Annotated in this window: 10 protein-coding genes and 1 pseudogene; 2 read left to right on the forward strand and 9 right to left on the reverse strand. The window is 36.7% G+C overall.

What is annotated here, in order from left to right:
• Nucleotides 1-609, forward strand: a pseudogene (locus tag QM491_RS22905) (IS3 family transposase); the annotation flags it as partial.
• Nucleotides 610-746: 137 nt separating this feature from the next.
• A complete protein-coding gene (locus QM491_RS22910) occupies nt 747-1,013 on the forward strand; it encodes a hypothetical protein (protein ID WP_283329859.1) in 267 nt (88 codons plus the stop codon).
• A 680-nt stretch (nt 1,014-1,693) separates the two neighbouring features.
• Here QM491_RS22910 and QM491_RS22915 read toward each other — a convergent pair.
• The 9 genes from QM491_RS22915 to QM491_RS22955 form a co-directional block, all read right to left on the reverse strand.
• The gene (locus QM491_RS22915) at nt 1,694-2,806 is read right to left on the reverse strand and encodes an alpha/beta hydrolase-fold protein (protein WP_283329860.1); all 1,113 of its coding nucleotides are present in this window, start codon (nt 2,804-2,806) and stop codon (nt 1,694-1,696) included.
• Nucleotides 2,807-2,913: 107 nt separating this feature from the next.
• The gene (locus QM491_RS22920) at nt 2,914-3,792 is read right to left on the reverse strand and encodes an alpha/beta hydrolase (protein WP_283329861.1); all 879 of its coding nucleotides are present in this window, start codon (nt 3,790-3,792) and stop codon (nt 2,914-2,916) included.
• Nucleotides 3,793-3,890: 98 nt separating this feature from the next.
• Nucleotides 3,891-4,439 (reverse strand): hypothetical protein, encoded by a 549-nt coding sequence (locus tag QM491_RS22925; RefSeq protein WP_283329862.1) that lies wholly within the window; start codon nt 4,437-4,439, stop codon nt 3,891-3,893.
• 21 nt (nt 4,440-4,460) lie between these two features.
• Nucleotides 4,461-6,128, reverse strand: coding sequence for a glycoside hydrolase family 43 protein (locus QM491_RS22930; protein ID WP_283329863.1), 1,668 nt, complete (start codon nt 6,126-6,128; stop codon nt 4,461-4,463).
• 25 nt (nt 6,129-6,153) lie between these two features.
• Nucleotides 6,154-8,613 (reverse strand): glycoside hydrolase family 95 protein, encoded by a 2,460-nt coding sequence (locus QM491_RS22935; protein ID WP_283329864.1) that lies wholly within the window; start codon nt 8,611-8,613, stop codon nt 6,154-6,156.
• Between the two features lie 77 nt (nt 8,614-8,690).
• Nucleotides 8,691-9,818, reverse strand: coding sequence for an endo-1,4-beta-xylanase (locus tag QM491_RS22940; protein ID WP_283329865.1), 1,128 nt, complete (start codon nt 9,816-9,818; stop codon nt 8,691-8,693).
• A gap of 456 nt (nt 9,819-10,274) precedes the next feature.
• Nucleotides 10,275-12,086, reverse strand: coding sequence for a RagB/SusD family nutrient uptake outer membrane protein (locus QM491_RS22945; protein WP_283329866.1), 1,812 nt, complete (start codon nt 12,084-12,086; stop codon nt 10,275-10,277).
• A gap of 11 nt (nt 12,087-12,097) precedes the next feature.
• Nucleotides 12,098-15,247, reverse strand: a complete 3,150-nt coding sequence (locus QM491_RS22950; protein ID WP_283329867.1) for a SusC/RagA family TonB-linked outer membrane protein — start codon at nt 15,245-15,247, stop codon at nt 12,098-12,100.
• Nucleotides 15,248-15,484: 237 nt separating this feature from the next.
• Nucleotides 15,485-19,561, reverse strand: coding sequence for a hybrid sensor histidine kinase/response regulator transcription factor (locus tag QM491_RS22955; protein WP_283329868.1), 4,077 nt, complete (start codon nt 19,559-19,561; stop codon nt 15,485-15,487).
• Nucleotides 19,562-20,133 lie beyond the last annotated feature (572 nt).

A 20,133-nucleotide genomic window follows, 5' to 3' on the forward strand; every position in this document is an offset into this window, starting at 1 on the left:
AAGTTTTACTACCGTATGCGCAATGCGGGTCATCATTTCAATCATAAGCGAGTGCATCGGGTGTATGTTCAGATGGGACTTTCTATTCGTAGAAAGGCTAAAAAACGTCTTGTGGCTAGGGTAAAAGAGCCCTTAGAAGTTCCCCAGAGCTTTACTCAAACTTGGAGCATAGATTTCATGAGTGATGTTTTGAGTAATGGGCGTTCATTCCGAAGCTTTAACGTGATAGATGATTACAATCGAGAAGTACTTTTCATAGAGACAGACTACTCGCTTAAGAGTAGTAGGGTGATTTATATTCTTCGCCATTTGGTGAACAAATATGGCAAGCCCACTAAGATTCGAATGGATAATGGACCAGAATTTGTAGCAAAACTAGCGCAAGAATGGAGTCAGATGAATGACATTGTATTTCACTACATTCAACCAGGGAAACCAACGCAAAATGCCTACATTGAGCGATTCAACCAAACTTACCGCAGACATGTATTAGATGCTTATGTGTTTGATTCTTTGGAGGAAGTTCGCCAAGAAACAGATCTATGGCTAAGGGATTATAATTTCGTTCGCCCACATGTCTCTTTAGGTGGTATGAGCCCAGTAGATTATAGAATGAAAAAACAAAACACCCTTCTTGGGCTGAGTGTAGCGTAGCGGAACGAAGCCCAAGAAGGGTTAAAAACATAATCAAAGCAGACTGATTATGTATATTTTTAAACTGTACTAAAAATGGGAAGCCGACAACAATGGGAGGTGTACCGCTTATTTATAATGGACAAGAAATTGGTTATGCAGGAAAAATTCCATTTTTTAGTAACAATATCACTAAAATTGACTGGTCGATGAATCCAACAATCTTGGCAGAATATAAAAGTTTGATGGCATTTAGAAATAGTAGCAATGCCATCAAAAGAGGAAGACTTGAGGCTTTTAATGCTAAAGATGTAGTTGTGTTTAATAAAGAAATATGGCACAGAAGAAGTACTCATTTTAGTAAATGTTCGAAATGCTAAGATATTGAATGAATTACCATTAGGTTTAACCAATACAAATTGAATTGGCAAAACGCACTTAGTGGAGAAAAAGTAAGTTTGGGTACTTCTGTGAACCTTGAGGCACATTCATATTTAATCTTAAAAAAATAGGATTACTTTAGCCTAAATACGACATAAAGGGTTTTGCTATTAATAACATAACAACGAATACCATAGAAAGATCGGTAGCAAAGCTATACTCGCCAGCTTCTCAGATAGCGTTTTTACCAATCAGACGAAATATTGAAGAGCGTAAAATTGAAATCGTTCTTCCAAAGTCTTAACCTTTTTTTTTGTGGAAGTACCATTCTGACGTTATATCTATATTTTTTTCTTATAATTCATCAATTTTCACAAAAGAACAAAAATGAAGTGTAAGACATTACACTATGATAAAATAGCCCGATTTATACCTTTTACTTAATATTAATTCTTAAAATAGACTTTAATAAAAGGTACAAGTATTATTAATATTATTTATTTGTATAAGTTTAAATTATTTGTTGCTACTTGATTGTACCCGAAATGGAGGGTTTTAAGATAGTGTGTAAGCATTGTTTGCCTATCATATAGAATAAATAGGTATAGACAAGAATAGGCATCGTCTACTATTAAATAACATAGTAGACGATGCCTAAATCAAAATAATATAGAATGTTTTATTTAAACAACAATGGTGCTAATTCACGTAAACTTCTGCGCCATGTTTGGAATTCATGACCTGTTTTTTCGGAAATATATGAAACCGCATTAAGATTGGCTTCCTTCAAGGCGGTCACTGCACTATTTACGCCCTCTGGTCTTTCTCTGCTACCGCAACTCAAGAAAATAAGTTTCACTTTCGATTTATCTTTGATGTCGGTTGGTGCGTAAGTACCGCCACTCAAAAGTGCATAATACGAAAATACTTCTGGCTTATTCAAGGTAATAGTTTTTGTTTCCATACCGCCCATACTTAGCCCAGCCATAGCACGGTGCGATTGTTTAGCAATGGTTCTGAAATGAGTATCTACGTAAGGTATCAATTCATCTATCAATACCGTTTGGAAAGGCTCTATTTTAAATTCTCTTATTTTTCCAAATTTTACTTCATTGGTCATTCCATAGGTATTAACAATGATGAAAGGCTTGATTTTTCCTTCTGCAATCAGGTTATCCATAATTAAATTGGCATGACCTTGGTTCATCCAAGCGGTTTCGTCTTCGCCCCAGCCATGTTGTAAATACAGTACTGGGTATTTGTCTTTGCTAATTTCGTAGCCGGGTGGCGTGTAAACAAAGGCTCTGCGAGAAGTATTGGTACTTGACGATGGAAACAATACTTGTTGTACATGTCCATGTGGTACGTTTTTGAGGGCATAAAAATCTTGGTCATGGGCCGGAATTTCGATACCACTTTCCCAACGGATTGAGCCGTAGTAATTCATAGCGCCAGGGTCATTAAATTTTCCTCCGTCGATTTTTACATTATAATAATGAAAACCTTCATCCATTGGTCCTTCGGTTGTTCCCATCCAACTGCCATCATTGACTTTTTCTAATTTTGTACCACCTCTGCCACCAAGTCCTAAGCTTACCCGAACGCTATCAGCAGCAGGGGCAATAATTTTGAAACGGGCATAGCCTTGCGAATTTACCATCGGATATTCCTGTTGTGGCTGGTTGAGTGGAGATGGCTTAAAGTCCTCAATAATAGCACTTTGCTGATTTTGAGCGAAAGTAATACCACAGGTTGATACGCTGAGTAAAAGAAATAAAACTTTACTTTTCATTGTTAATTTTAGGTTTATTTTGAAAAAGAATATTCGGAATATAATAGGTTTAAATTTTTGATAAACAGGTGTATATGTGTGATTTGTGCGCCAAAATACTAGATTTATTATAGCCAATTATTACGCTTTAACCAATCAAAAAGAGGTTCCATCCAGCCTTTATGTCTGAAAATAAATCCGTGATCGCCTTTGGGGTAAATGTGCATTTCGACCTCAACTTTATTTTTTCGAAGGTTTTCGAAATAGGAAATACTGTTATCAACATCGACAAGTTTATCGTCGGCGGTATGGGTAAGATAAGTAGGTGGCGTATTGGCTTTGATTTGTAATTCGTTCGAAAATGCCTCAATATCCGTCATAGAGGGATTTTTTCCAATCAAATTATCACGTGAGCCTATGTGTGTAAGCCCTTCTTTCATAGTAATGACGGGATAGACCAATATCTGAAAATCTGGTCGAAGGCTAGTTCCTTTAGGATTTTCGATATACGATTTTTCAAAATGCGTAGCGGCAGTACTTGCCAAGTGCCCTCCTGCCGAAAAGCCCATGATGCCTATTTTGTTTTTATCAATCCCAAATTTATCAGCATTTTCACGTACAATCTTGATGGCTTGCTGAGCATCTTGTAAAGCCCCAATTTTTTTATCAATCATGATATCATCGTTGGGTAATCTGTATTTCAACACAAATGCAGATATGCCTTTTTCTGCCAATGCTTTGGCGGTATTCAAGCCTTCTCCATTATAAACAATTACACCATATCCACCCCCTGCAATTACAATGACCGAAGTACCGTTTGGCTTTTCGGGTTTGATATATTCTAGCGTAGGGGTAATTACATCCCTGTACACCCCATTTTCATTAATTTCTTTTCTGCTTGTAGCTTTAGCATTTGGAACTGCGCTATCATATAAAGGTATAATTTGCTGAGCATTCACTGCATAGCTGCTGATAAAAAGGGCAATAACAAGAATCTTCTCTTTCATTTTTGTATAAAATGTTTTTTCATTTGGCTGATTTACAATATTTTATAAAAATTATTCAATAAATAGAAATCGTACTAATTACTAAAACCAGCAGGGAATCAATGGTAAATTTTATGGAATATAATCCTCCTGTCGATTTTATCTATGTTTTCTTTATAGACATAGTTTAGCGTATAATCCTTAGTCCGAAAAGTTTCCGAATCATGTATGAAATCTTTCATTACTAAGTCAATATAAATATTATAAATCTTCAATGAATCTGTCAAGTTTTTTGCGTCTTTGGCAATGGTATATACATTCTTACTCTGATAGGCATAATTTTGCGTATAAACCTTCACATACAAACTATCTCCCAATTGGCTAACATCTAAAGAATCTACATACCTTAAAGAATCTATCGGAATATTCTTGATTTGCTCAGAAATCTGATTCCACTGTTCTTTTTTGGGAAAATATCCGATAAGTCTAAAGTCCATATCCATAAACTCATTTAAACCAATTCGGCTTATGTTTTTATAGCTATTACTGGTGCTTTTATAGCTATTTACGGTGTCTGGTTGTACTGAAATACAGCTCGCCCAAGAACCACGATCGTAAGTATTTTGACTAAGTATCAATTGGATGAGGAATGAAAATATCTTTATCATTATCAGATAGTTTTGTATTCTTTATTTCAGTACAGAATCGTTACCTTCGTATTTCAAATACTTAAATGTGGCGTTATTATCTGATTTTTCGCCATGAGAAGTTGCATACATTGCATATACACAGCCTACAAAGCCTCCTGAAAATTTGGTAGAAAGGTGTTTGCCATCTTGATTTTCGGCTAGTGCTTTGAAGTCTTTACCATTTTCTGAGATAGCAAAATCACATTTATCTCCTTTGGTAGCTATTTTCAGTACTAATTTCCCATTGCCAACAGGTAGCGTATTAATCAATTCGACGTCTTTTTTGCGGTGAACACTTTTATATAATTCTACTTGAGTTTTACCGTCTTTAATAGATTTTGCTAAAAAGTAATAATGACTTTCGTCTTGATAAATCACCAAACCAGCCTTTTCTTTTTCAGATTTTGGAGAAAAAACAAGTTCTGTTTCTGCCAAACTGGTTAAATGTTGCTGGCGTTTGCCTACAAATGAAGGATTTCCGAGTTCTGAAATAGTTTCAGGTTTCAATTTTAATGTCAATCCATTTTTAGATGTTTTGAACGAACTGCTATCAACTGTTCGCAAGTGCATCATCGAAAGGTCAAGCCCTTTATCGAATTTCATCGTATAAGAAAAATTGCCATTTTGAGGCAAAGCATCTTTTTGTTTTACTTCTTTAATATTGGTTTCGTATTTGTATTCGATGGCTTTTTCGCCATGTTCAATCATCGGCCAATCGTTTACCCAAGTGAGCGGAGCAATAAACATTTCACGACCTGTATTGTAATAATCGCCTTCGTAAGGACGGACTGCCAAGAATATCGAATACCAGTTTCCATCTGGTCCTTCTATAAATTGAGCGTGTCCTGCCGAGGTAATTGGATTGGGGCGGTCGGCTGGTAGTTCTCTTTGCGTTAGTACAGGATTTCCTTCAAAGGGTACATACGGTCCCCAAATATCTTTGCTACGCAATGCGACTTGTGAGTGATTGACCGAGGTTCCACCTTCTGCACAATACAAAATATACCAATCATTGCGTTTCATAACGTGCGGACCTTCTATCCAAACGGGCTTTTTGGAAATATCTACACCACCATTCACTAATAGCTTTTGCTCGCCTACCACTTTCAAGTTTTTGTAATCAAACTCATACATTCTGATGGTTCTATGACCTGAATAGAGCGGTTTGTTGTCAGGAGCATCGCTATTGTAAACGATATAGGCTTTGTCGGTTGCTTCGTCAAAATAAATGGATGGGTCGATGCCTCTTACTTCTGGCAATTTTATGGGATTGCTATAAGGCCCAGCAGGGTTGGTGGCGGTCACTACAAAGTTGCCATCATGGTCAATATCGGTACAAGTAACGTAGTAAATGCCTTTGTAATAAGTAATAGCAGGTGCAAAAAGCCCACGACTCATACGCTCGCCCATGAAATCCATTTGGGACGGACGGTTGATGACATTTCCTATTTGTTTCCAATTTTTTAAATCACGGCTGTGCATGATGGGCAAACCTGGGAAATAGGAGAAAGTAGAATGAACAGAATAATAATCTGACCCTACTTTCACGATACTTGGGTCAGGATAAAAACCTGTCAGAATGGGATTTACTAAAGTAGTTTTCTGTGCTTTTGAAACACCAACTGAGAACAAATAAGTAAGTACTAAAATGAATGCTTTTATTTTCATGTCTATAAAATATGTATGCTAAAATTTATTTTACTAAAAAAGTATAAACTTTGCCTTTTTGTGTTGCTACGTCAAAAAGTTCTGTTTTCTTTAATTCAAGTGCTTGAATACTAGATTGCTCGGCAATGATGGGCTTGGGTATCTCCTCCATTTGATAAAACGAATTAGAATTTTCCCCCAAAGCTTTTTTCAATGTAAGCCCTGAACTTAACTTTAAGGCGTTTGGTAATCGTAAACGTAAGTTTCCACCTAGATTAGACTTGATTATCAATTTGACCAATCTTGCATTTTTCCATTGCATTTCTACGATTTCGAAACCGCCTTTGGCACGTAGTCCACGAATAGAGCCTTCAGTCCAAACATCTGGTAGCGCTGGCAATAAATGTATGACATCTTCGGCACTTTGCATCAACATTTCGGTAATGCCCGAAGTACAACCAAAATTACCATCAATCTGAAATGGTGGATGTGCATCGAATAAGTTGTTATAAGTTCCACCTCCTTCGGTATTTACGCCCAATGGTGTGAGCTGATTTTGAATTAATTTATAGGCATGATTCCCATTTTGCATTTTTGCCCACCAGTTTACTTTCCAGCCCATGCTCCATCCTGTCGAAACATCACTACGTTGAATTAATGTATTTTGGGCAGCCGCAAATAGCTCTGGTGTTCGGTAAGCCGATATTTGATTAGAAGGAAACAAGCCATACAAATGAGAAATATGGCGATGATGGTCGTTGGGGTCGTCTACGTCGTCGAGCCACTCTTGTAATTGGTTGTGCTTGCCAATGTGCATGGGAGCTAATTTACTACGTATTTGTTTGAGGGAATCTACAAAGGCAAGATCATTGCCAAGTGCTTCGGCAGCTCTGATAGTTGTGCTAAATACATCATATACAATTTGATTATCCATCGTTGTACCTGCATCGATGGAAGAGCCTTCGTGTGCAGCAGGAGCGTTTTCAGGCGAGTTTGCAGGAGCTACCACCAACCAGTGGTATTTGGGATGTTCTACCAAAAAATCAACATAAAAAGTCGCGGCTCCTTTCAAAATTGGATATACCGAAGCTAAGTATTTTTTATCGCCATTGTACAAATAATGTTCCCAAAGGTGCTGACTGAGCCAGCCACCACCAGCATTCCAAACACCCCAAAATGCTCCATCAACAGGACCGTTGATTCGCCAAATATCGGTATTATGGTGAGCCATCCAGCCACGAGCACCATACATGACTTTGGCGGTTTCTTTGCCTGTTTCCGACAATTCTTTTATCAATTTGAGTAATGGTTCATGCAATTCTGAAAGATTGGTTTTTTCGGCAGGCCAATAATTCATTTCTGTATTGATATTGATAGTGTACTTACTATCCCAAGCAGGGTACAATTTATTGTTCCAAATACCTTGTAAATTAGCTGGTTGTCCGCCAGGTTGTGAAGAAGAAATCAACAAATATCTCCCGTACTGGTAATATAGCGTAACAAAATGTGGGTCATAGTTTTTATTAAAATTTTTCAAACGCTCGTCGGTTGGCAATTTTACCGCATCAGTTGTACCCAAATCTAATTTTACTCGATTAAAATAACGTTGATAAGCAGAAATATGTCCTTTTAAAATCTCTGGATAAGTTTTTGAAAAAGCTTTATTCAAGTATTCAGAAGCCCTTTTATTTTCATCGCCACTGATATCATCATATTTGTTGAAATTGGTGGCAATCGAAATAAAAATAGTAGCAGTATTGGCATTTTTTACGACAATCGACGTATCTGTGGTATTCATTACACCGCCATCAATCTTTACTTTAGTAATTCCTTTAAGCCGAACTAAGCCTTTTATTCCTTCATGGTCTGTTGTTGTAGCAGCTAAGGTAAGCTCTTTGCTAGGTGTAGTAGCAACACTTTTCTTAGCATGGGGCGACGAATATGTAGTTGTAAATGAAAGACTATTCGCCTTATCGGCTGTTAATCTTACTACAATCACTCTATCAGGAAAAGAGACGAAGGATTCACGAGTGTAGGTCACCCCTCCCACTGAGTAAGTTGTAGTGGCTACCGCTTTTTCAATATCTAGTTCACGACGATAATTAGTAAATTGTTGATGTCCCTCAAACGTCAAATGCAAATTGCCCACAGGCTGAAACATTTGTCCATGCGATTTTTTGGTAACAATCGACTGATTGGTCAGCTTTTCTGCTTCCTTGTATTTTCCTTCAAAAATCAATTTTCTGACTATTGGTAAGGCAGCTAAAGCATCAGGATTATCATTGCGATTGGGACTACCACTCCAAACGGTATGTTCATTGAGCTGTATCGTTTCTTTTGCAACATTGCCATAGACCATTGCTCCCAAAAAACCATTTCCAATGGGCAAGGCATTTTCCCAAGTATTTCCTGAAGGCTGTTTGTACCATAATGTTAGCGTTGATTTTTCTTGAGAAAAACCAATGTTAGACATCAATAGTAAAAAGGCTATATAAATTCTTTTCATAATTATTTTGAGATTGTTTGAAGTATTTATCTATGACTAAATACTTCAAAATCAGTGAACTTCTATCCTTGTTTGCCTTATTTTGCTATTTTGAGATTTAAGACTGCCTGATAGGCTTTTTTAGGTTCTAACAATCTATCAAATAACAAAGGATAATTAGTTCGGTTTCGAATAGGAAAGCCATTCAACCATGAGTGATTGTCGTCTACGCCCCAAAAGGTTATTCTACTGATTTTATCTTTATGTTTTAGAAAAAGCTTGAAAAGGTCAGTGTACCGATTAGCTAAAACTGTTTGTACCGAATCGGGCAAAGCGTCCTTGTAGGGGTTCATCTCTGGTTTTTCTTCAAACCGCTGATTTACATCCGCTCCTTGCAAATCCCAAGGATTAGGTAAAACTGTCAGATCCAATTCTGTAAAGGCTATTTTGATACCCAGTGCAGAAAATTCTAGGATAGAATCTTCGATATCCTTTAAATTGAGGGTATTGATACTCCAATGTCCTTGTATTCCAACTCCATCAATTTTGACGCCACTCGCCTGTAATTTTTTGATAAGCTCTATAGCTCCCTTTCTTTTGGCAGGCTGTTCTATGTTATAATCATTGTAGTATAATGCGGCTTTGGGGTCTGCTTTGGCTGCCAAAAGAAAGGCTTCTTTGATATATCCTTCTCCTAATTTATTCAGAAATACAGATTTGCGAAGGGAGCCATCCTCGTTTAGGGCCTCATTGACTACATCCCAGCTATTGATTTTGCCCGCATATCGTCCTGCTACGGTATTGATATGTTCGGTCATAAATATACGTAAAGAGTCAGGATTACTAATCTTAAAAACAAATGGTGGTAGTTGAGAATGCCAAACAAGTGTATGCCCAACCACATACATTTGATTTTTTTGCCCATATTCTACGTATTTATCTGCTAGTGTAAAATTATACCGATTGGGCGCAGGATGAATAACCTGAGCCTTCATGATATTTTCAGGAGTAATCGCATTGAATTCTCTCTTAATTAAGGCATTGGCTTTTTCATTTTTTTCCAGAATATGCTCTGTTCCCAAGGCTGTACCAATTAAAAAATCATCTTGATAAGCTGATTTCAAAGAAATAGCTGTTTTCTGTGCAAAAGATAAATTGATGGTAAATGTAAATGCACTCAATAAAAATATGCGAGATAAGGAGAATGATATTTTGTAATAATTCATGCTGTAAGTTTTTAATGAAAATTGAGAGATTATTTTACTTTTTTACACCGTGAAAGTAGACTAATACATAAAAATTATATAGCACAAATAATTAAAAAAGAACAACCAATGTTCAAACAAACGTATTGGTTGCTCTTTCAAAAACTCCTGTATAGAAAAACTTAAAAAGTTATAAGGCTTTTATCTTTTCTTATGCAGAATTAAGGATTGTAAATTATGACTGTAAAAATTTAATTATCAGAGATTTACATACTGATTATGCTCAGTTTTACCCACTATGGGCTTTATACAATGAGCTAAAAGTTAAACAGGTTTTTCTCAAACATTTTGCCCATTACTCAGAGCTTATAGCCTAAAATCATTAATATAAAGCAAAGAGTGAAGAGTTTTTTGGGTTAATACCTGTCTATCAGATATTTAATTTCTCAAAACTCAACACTCCCACTTCATTACTTATTAGTATCCTGGGTTCTGAGTAAATGGAGGTCCTTCTACAGTACGGTCAATTTCGGACTGAGGAATAGGTCTGAGTACATGGAAGTCTTTTACATAAGGACTAGCCTCATTGTTCCATAGCTTGATACGTCTTACCAAAGATTTTGTACGAACCAAATCTTGGTATCTCATCCATTCTCCGAATAGCTCACGGCTTCTTTCGTCCAAAATGAAATCAATTGTTACGTCAGATTCTTTAATCAACATCGCAGCAGCAGCGGCTGTATTTTGTGCTGGCGTATTTGTTTTGCGATAAGCTGCTCTTTGACGAAGTACATTCAACAACTCGGCAGCCTTAGCTTTGTCTCCTGCCTGAAGATATGCTTCAGCACCGATAAGATATACCTCAGCAAATCGTGTAATTACTACAGGACGAGTAGAAGGGTCATTGAAATTACTACCACGACTAGGATCCATGTGTTTTTTAATAGCTGGATATACGTCTGATTTCCAGAGACTTGGTGGAATAATGAGCCCTTTGAATGGTCTTGTTCCATAAAATTGTGGTGCCCCTGCCACTTCAAAATCAGGTAGCCAAACAGCAGTATCTACCCCAACCTGAGTGGTGTAAGTAATACCTCTTTTGTTGTTGGCTGACGTAGCTGTGTTTGTAATAGATTGATTTGCGATATACACTGTGTAGAAAGTATTTGCAAATCTTGAATCTATGTCTCTTTTCACAAAAGCTTGGTCAAGGAAATAATTTTTGCCAGCTACTTCACTAGAGGTTTGTTTTACACTATTTGGACGAAGACGTTGGTAAGGACGACCATAATATGAATCACGTACCATCAATGAAGTACCTGAGTTTACTAATACCCCACTAGCATTTACGGTTGAATTGACCCCACTGTTATTTGGGTAGTTCCAGTTAGTAAACCAAGGCGTTAGGTTTTGTCCACCGCCACCACTAGCACCGCCGCCTACAGAGTAGTAGCCAAATTTTGCATCGTTTGAGTGGTCACTTACAAACATAGTTTCTTTTCCGTAGTCATTGGCAGGTACAAAAGCATCGCCAAAATCTTGCCATAAGTCCAATCCATAATTTGCCTTGTTGGCAATAATATCACTCGATATTCTTGCTGCTTCAGCATAATCTGTTTGTGAATTCGTCAACCAGCCACGAGTTAGATAAGCTTTGGCTAAGAAAAATTGTGCAACAGGTTTTGTGGCTGCTTTACCCAAGAAAGGAGCTGTTGGCTTATCTGGCAAATCAGCAGCAGCCTCTGTCAAGTCTTTGATTATAAGTTTGTAAACTTCCAACGCAGGGTCTCTTTTAGCTGCTTGAGAAGGTACTGTAATAAACTCTGTATGTAAAGGTACATCGCCCCAAGTTTGAACCAGATAGAAATACCAGAAAGCACGCAAGAATTTTGCTTGTGCCAAATATTGCTTTTTGGTAGCTTCAGGAAGGTCAATACTCTGACCAAACTTTAATACCCCGTTGATGGTATTCACACAAGTAAAGGCTGTTCCCCATGCCGAACCAAAGTTTGTACCATTCAAACCATTAAAGGTATGTATAGGGCCGCCACCGCTACTAGCTCCTTGTACAAACTCGTCTGTTCCTGCTTGCATTTCGGAAGAGAAGCCTTCTGTACCCCATTGGTTTCGGATTTCGTTGTAAACACCTGCAATACCCCCCAATACACCTGCGGGGCTATTGAAATAGGAAGGCACAATCTGCGATTGAGGTTTTTCTTCTAGTATATTTTCACAACCAAAACTTAAAAATAGAGTACAAGCAAGTATTGATATTTTTATTTTTTTCATTTTTCCGATTATTAAAATTTGAGATTAACACCTAAAGTGAACTGACGTACAGGAGGGTTATTAAGGTTTACACTAATCACGCGGTTGAAATTACCTCCTTGGATGGTGTTACCATAACCGTTTCCTTCAGGGTCAATAGCCAGTTTGTCTCTTACTAGAGGCGAATAAAGAATAAGCGGGTTTGTTGCATTGATGTACACGCGAGCAGAACTAAAGCCTAATTTGCCTAGCATTTTTGAAGGAAGTGTATATCCTACGTTGATGCTTCGTACTTTGATAAATGAACCATCTTGATACTGTGTTGTAGAAGTAAAATCTCTTACACCACCACCAGCATTTGGTCTTGGGAACGCATTAGTTGGGTTGTCGGTTGTCCAGTAATCCATCATTAATTGGTTAGAGCGACCTTGGTTGAGGAAGCCAAATCCTGAACCACCACCAGATGTTCCTGCTAAATAAGGTACTAATACTTTCATACCCATACGAGCATAAGTCACAATCGACAAATCGAAGTTTTTGTAACTCACTCTATTGGTAAAGCCTCCTTCCCAAGCAGGTTGGAAGTTTCCGATAACTTTACGGTCATTTGCATCAATTTTGCCATTACCATCAACATCTTCTACTCGGATTTCACCAGGTACCTGTACAGGTGATGTTTGCTTTGCTAAAGTACCATTGTCTTTATCTGACTGTTGCCAAATACCAATTTTGTTATAATCATAAATAACTGTAAGTGGCTGTCCAACAAACCAATAGTTACCTTTATTGTCTAACTCAGTAGGTGTTGTTAGCTGAGTGATTTTTTCACGGTTAAAGAAGTAAGTTAAATCTGTACTCCAGTTAAATCCGCTTTTACTTCTGATTACATCAATTGTTACAGATGATTCAAAACCACTGCCCTCTGTTTTTCCAAGGTTTTTGAGCGCCGAACCTGCACCATTACTTTGAGGGAGGTTTACTGAAAGCAAAATGTCTTTCGTACTTTGTTTGTACACATCAAATGAACCAGTAACACGGTTGTTAAACAAACCGATTTCTAAACCAAAATCCCATTGTGCTGTAGACTGCCATCCCAAATTACTTGCTGGCAAACTAGTTACTGTATACGCAAGAGCTTGACCCGCTGTAGTAGTACCGAAGTTATAATAACCTGCCGAAAGTGCACCTAAAGTCGCATAAGGATCTACGTTACGGTTTCCTGAAATACCCCATCCCCCTCTCAATTTCAGGTTTGAAACTGTAGGAAGTTTTTGCATAAAAGGTTCATCAATAATATTCCAGCTAAAGCCAATTGCAGGATAGTTAAAGTATTGATTACCTGGCGATAATGTTGACGACCCATCTCTACGGAATGTAGCAGTCATCGTATATTTATTGTTGAATGTATAATTCAAACGTGCCATGTAAGATACCAAACCAGTTTCCGAGAAAAAGTTTCCACTAGAAGCATTGGCAGTGATCGTTCCAGACGCTAAAGCGAAGTTGGCTGTTTTGATATAATCCGCAGGTACTCCTTTTACATTAAAGTTTGAACCTAAACTATGATTTTTAGTGATTTCATATAAAGCTGTCAAACTAACTTTGTGTTTTTGAGCAAATACTTTATCATAGTATAATAAATTTTGGAAGTTCACATCCCAATACTCTGTATTTCTAATATCGGCACTTGATACACTTTGATCAGTTCCTGTATTGACAAAGGTATTTGGTGGAGCATAACCATTGAAATGCGATTGACTAAAGTTCAAACCAGCATTAAAGCGATATTTAAGTCCATCTAAAATGTTTACTTCTGCATATAAGCTATTGAAAGTTCTTAATGAACGCTCGTTAGAAAGGATATCTGCTCCGCGAGAGATAAGTGTTAATGGGCTCACTGCCTGAGATTCAATCGTTCCTTTTTTAGGGTTTAAATTTACTGAACCATCAGCATTATACGGCAACACCAAAGGCGAAAGACGAACAAGCTCTGTTGGTATACCACCACCCGCTGGGTCGTTACGGTGTGTCAAGGTATTGATGGTATTTAAGCCGATTTTTACATGCTTTCCTATTTTTTGGTCTATTGTTGCACGAATCGTCATACGGTCAAAATTTTGATTTGGCATAATACCTGTTTCATTAAAATAACCGATACCCATACCATACTGCGTATTTTCAACGCCTCCTTGTAGGCCAAGCTGATGGCTAGTATTGAAGCCAGGCTTGTATAATAAGCTCTGCCAATCGGTAGATACCCCAGCAGCCAAATTTGCCTTTTCTTCCTCTGTTAAAGGATATGCTGTTGTACCTGCTCCTTGTGTGTTATACGCTGCTGACAAGTCTTTGAATTTGGCATACTGCTCGCCATTCATTACGTTGTATTTACCCATCATACTTGTTACTCCGTGATATCCGTCATAACTAAATATTGGCTTTCCAACTTTACCTCTTTTGGTAGTTACTAAGATTACGCCACCTGCTCCACGTGAGCCATAAATGGCCGTTGCTGAAGCGTCTTTCAAAATTTCAATATTCGAAATATCATCGGGGTTAATATCGTTTAATCCTCCAAATGGGATTCCATCTACCACTACTAATGGACCATCAAGTCCATCACCACTACCCGTTGTTAATGAACGGTTACCACGAACACGAATCGATGCCTGACTACCCGGCGTAGAGCCATTGCTCACAATTGATACCCCAGCCGCTCTACCTTTTAATGAATTAAGCAAGTTGGGCGCAGGTACTTCTTTGAGGGTTTTCTCAGATACAGAAACCACTGCTCCAGTAATATCTCTTTTCTTTTGAGTACCATACCCCACTACAATTACCTCTCCAAGTTCACGGGTATCGGCATTTAGTACAATCTCTACAAATGTTCTAGTACCAATATTGATTTCGGCAGGTAAATAACCAATACTTGAAACAACAAGAACCGTGTTTTTGGCTACGTTAGACAGGCTATATTCTCCATCATTGTTTGCTACCGTTCCGACATTACTTCCTTTTACTTTTATGGTAGCTCCTGCTACTGGTTTTCCGTCTTCAGCTGATATTTTTCCTTTGATATTTTGTGCCTGAATAGTATAGCTTAAAAGAATCGCAAACATCATTAAACACAATTTCATCAACGGAAAACTTTGCCACTGAATAATAAGGTAATTATTTCTTTTCATAGAGTAAAATATGATTGTTTTAAGATAGAATATTATCCTCTTGAGAAGAGGTGTGTCTTTTGACGGTGTAAAGTAAGTTTATGTCCGAAAATTGGATTAGCACATTTTGCTTGATTTTTGTACGAAATGTTTTTTGTTAACAAAAAAGCCCGAATATTAGCGCTATGTAAACAAAGCACTAATATTCGGGCTTGGGACAATCATGGTTTCTGTCCTTTTTCCAAGTAGTAAAAAAGACTAATCCGCCATTGCTAGCACAGTTTTATTTCGTTTTAGTTTGATATAATCTGTTGGTGTCATCTGGTATTTATTTCGGAATGCTCGCGCAAAATAATTGGTATTTGAGAAGCCAACTTCAAAACTAATATCTGCAATTTTTAAATCACTTTTTTCTAATAAATAAGCCGCTTTTTTCAAGCGCATAGACCTGATATATTCAACGGGAGTTTCTCCAGTTAGGGCTAAAATTTTGTTGTAAAAAGTACTTCTACTCATGTTCATCATTTTACTGACATCCTCTACTGTTAAATTAGTTTGTAGGATATTCTCCTCAATATGACGTGCTACTTCTAACAAAAACTTTTCGTCTTGTGATTCCACTTCAAGTTCAGGAATTTGAACATTGATTTGTTTGCTATAGGTTTCTTTAAAGGTTTGATTGGTTTTGAGTAAGTTCCCGATTTTTATATCTAGTAGATTAAAGCTAAATGGTTTTATCAAATAGTCATTTGCGCCAAAAGACAACCCTTTGACTTGCTGTTTTTCTTCGGATAAAACCGTTAGCAGAATTACAGGAATATGTTTTGTACGGTTGTCATTTCTTATTTTATCCAATAGTGACAAACCATCCATATTTGGCATATTTACGTCACTTATAATGAGCATAGGATGAGCTGATAGGGCTTTCTGCCATCCTTGCTTACCATCTGCTGCTTCGACTATTTTGTATTTACTAGCTAGGTTTTCTCTTAAATAATACCGAATATCTTCATTGTCGTCAATTACCAAAATCACAGGCTTTTCGGTTATTTCTACGATAGTTTCTTGAGCCTCTAATGTAGTGTTATCCTCCAAAATCTTATAAGATTCTGATGTTAGTAAATTTGGGGTTACTACATAATTCTGTTGTTCTTTTAGTGGTAAAAATACCGTGAAGATACTTCCCATCCCCTCTTCGCTTTCTACTGAAATACTCCCTCCATGTAGTTTGATAAACTCCTTGGTGATAGAGAGTCCAATACCACTTCCTTGATTTAAAGTAGCATCGTCTGTCGGTATCTGAAAAAACCTATCAAAAATCTTTTCGTACATATCTGTAGAAAAACCAGAGCCTGTATCGCCTACAATTAATTTGATACCTGATTTGTCCTCAGGAGTTTCGATATGAAAATATACACTTCCATGTGCTTTGGTAAACTTTATGGCATTGGAAAGTAGATTCAATAAAATTCGCTCTACTTTATCTTTATCAAAGGCACAATGAAATGTTTGAACAGCACATTCAAAATCGAATTGAATATGTTTGGCTTCAGATAAATATTTAAAAGACTCAAAAATATCCTTGGCAACCTCTATCAAATCACCTTGAGTGAGATGTAGCTTTAGCTCTTTATCCTCAATGCTTCTAAAATCTAGCAGTTGATTCACCAAATTTAACAAGCGTTTTGCGTTGCGGTTGACGAGATTAAGGGTTTGTATTTTCTTATCACTTTTTTCATTATTTAACAAACTCTCAACAGGATTTAGCACAAGAGTAAGAGGCGTTTTGAGTTCATGGCTCAAATTTGTCAAAAACTTGATTTTCAGCTTTTCAAGCTCAATTTTTCTTTCACTTTCAGTACGTTCTTTCTCTCGTTCAAACTCGCTTTTCAACTTTTTGATTCCTCTGTTGCGCAGATACCATAAAGTAAAAAATACAAGGTAAAAATAGATAAAATAAGCAATAGGGGTTTTCCAAAGTGGTGGCAACACGTTCACTTCAACAACTCTTTCAGGAGTTTGCCATGAGCCGTCTTCACTTTGTGCCTTTAATCTAAATTGGTACTTGCCAGGGTCTAGGTTTGTATATACCGCATTTGTGACCGAACCAGCCTTGTTCCATTCTTTATCAAAACCCTCAAGCATATAAGAATACTGGCTTTCCTGAGGAGATGTATAATTGAGTGCTACAAAATCGAGTGAAAAATTTTGTTTGTAACTCAACGTAATTTTATCCGCAATTGCGATGGATTTGTCAATTTCAGCATTTTCGGCAGGAATTATACTTTTGTTACCTATCTTCAGATCGGTCAAAATCAGTTTTGGGGTTTTATTGTTAACATTCAAGGCCGATGGTCTGAAGTAATTAAATCCGTCGAGCCCTCCAAAATAGACTTCTCCAGACTGAGTTTTGATACCTGCTCCAATGTTGAAAGTGCTTTGTTGGACACCATTGTGATAATTATAATTTTTAAAGGTCTTTTTGCGAGGGTCAAATTTACTTATTCCTTGGTTGGTACTTACCCAAAGATTATTTTCTTCGTCTTCTAAGATTTTGTAAACCAAATCATTAGATAATAGCTGGGCTTCACCATATTGTATAAACTTTCTTTTCTGAAAATCAAATGTACATAAGCCTACTCCAAATACTCCCATCCAAACTTTACCTTGTTTATCACAATAAATACTAAGGATTCTATCAAGAACCAAATTACTTGTTGAATGATTTAGTACTTCTATGATATGGTTTTTGGGATTATAGATGGCACAGCCAGCACCATTAGTTCCAATCCAAATATTACCTTGAGCATCTTCTTCTAGGGCGGTTGTGTAGCCGTTGGTCAAAAGATTATAAATTTTAGAAGAAGGATGATAGATGTCTTTTAATGAATTTAATTTCCCCGTTGTGGTCTGATAAATAAATACTCCTTCACCGTTTGTTCCGATCCAAATATTACCTTGTTTATCGGCTTTCAGACAGTTAATAGGAACATCAGTAGCTTCATTTTTTTTGATTTTGATATACTTAACTTGATTTTTATCGGTATCTAAAATATATAATCCATCTCCATAGGTTCCTACTACCAGTTTGTTACCAAGTACCTCAAGGGCTCCAATAATTTTGCTAGGTACTAATTTGTTGAATAGATTATGTTCAATAAGTCCTGATTTTTTATCATAGAGATTGAGCCCACCTCCATCAGTACCAATATAGATTTTGCCATTATGCATTTCAGCAAATGACGTAACTGATCTTGCACTCAAACCCCGTGCATCGAAAGGATTATACGATTTGTGATTAAAAAAAGCCAAATTAGCATCGTACTTATTAATTCCCCCCTGTAAAGTACTCAACCAGTAAAGTCCATTAGGGTCTATGTAAATTTCTCGAACTGAATGACCTATAAAATCAATTTGATAATTCTGATTCTTTGAGGTAGTATTGATGATTCTAAATGCTTTTTTGGTATGGGTGTCAAAAACATTGGCGCCATCGTCGGTACCTACCCATAGCATACCATCTTTATCAAAAGTGATTTTATAGATTTTGTTATTACTGAGTGTATTAGGGTTATTTTCTTGATACTGAAATTTTAAAAAATATTCGTCTTCTTGTAGGAGATTTAAGCCGTTATCAGTACCAAACCAAAATTCGCCATTCGAAGACTCTGCGATAGAACGAATTATGTTACTCGAAATACTATAGGGTTTGAGAGGGTTTTGCTCAAATCTTATAAATCCCTTTCGGTCTTCCTTTAATCTATACAAACCTGCGTTGGTTCCAACCCAGATACGTTTTTTTGAATCCTCGAACAAGCATAAAATTACTTCAGAGGCAAGGGCGTTCGCATCTTTTTCGTTTTTTCGGTAAGCAGTAATCTGCTTAGTTTTGGAATTCAAATAATATAATCCTGTGTAAGTTCCAATCCACAAATTTCCCCGACTGTCAGAGCACAAACTTCGAATCCAACCGTAAGGTGTAAAATCTATATTGATAAATCTATTATGATTGCGATCATACAATGACAAGGTTGTTGAAATACCCACCCACAAATTGCCATTGCTATCTTCTGCCAATGCTGCCACAGAACCTCTCCCAATACTAGTAGGATCTGAATCTTTATGACGAAATACCTTAAAATTTTGACCATCAAACTTCGTTAAACCATCATCTGTACCAAACCACATAAATCCATCGCGGTCTTTATGAATCGCATAAGTTGTATTGGAAGCTAAACCATTTTTTGTAGTATATGACGTAAAATTATAAATCGAATGCTGAGCCCAGCCTTTATAGCAGAGTATAAGAAAAATAATAACAATAATCCTTTTCATAGTTCAAGAGGGTATTTTACAAAATCTCGATTGCTAGAATCAAAAGAAATTAATCTGGTTATTCTACTATAATTATGTGGATTTTGTATGGAATTGCTAGACATTGAGCGATGAAGATAGGATAAGACTTGAATCGAAACCAATACGATTTTTGTCAAAATTTGACGTTGCGACTTCTAGGATTGAGCCCAATGGTTGATTCTTTGAGGTAGATTTTGGAAATTCTGTTCTATTTTCTACACACTTACTGTCTAATCTGTATGAAGGATTCCTAGATATTAGCAATTTTTTCGTTAATAATGTTTTGCCTTATTTAGGCATTTCTGTTCTATTCTGTTCTACTTAAAATTGAAAAAGCTTCTTGTTTAAAATATTATTGTATTGCGTTTTTTTGCAAGATTAACACCTGTGTACAATGATAATTAGCATATTTAAGCATAAATATTTTAATAAAATTTATTAAAAAGTATTTATTTATTCCCGAAAAGCCCTTTATGTCGCATTTTAAGGCTTTTTGTATAAAACCTATATTTTTTTTAATGAAAGTCTTGAATAAGTAATATAAATCGCTA

Origin of the sequence: Flectobacillus longus (assembly GCF_030056705.1) — a bacterium.
GTDB lineage: Bacteria > Bacteroidota > Bacteroidia > Cytophagales > Spirosomataceae > Flectobacillus > Flectobacillus longus.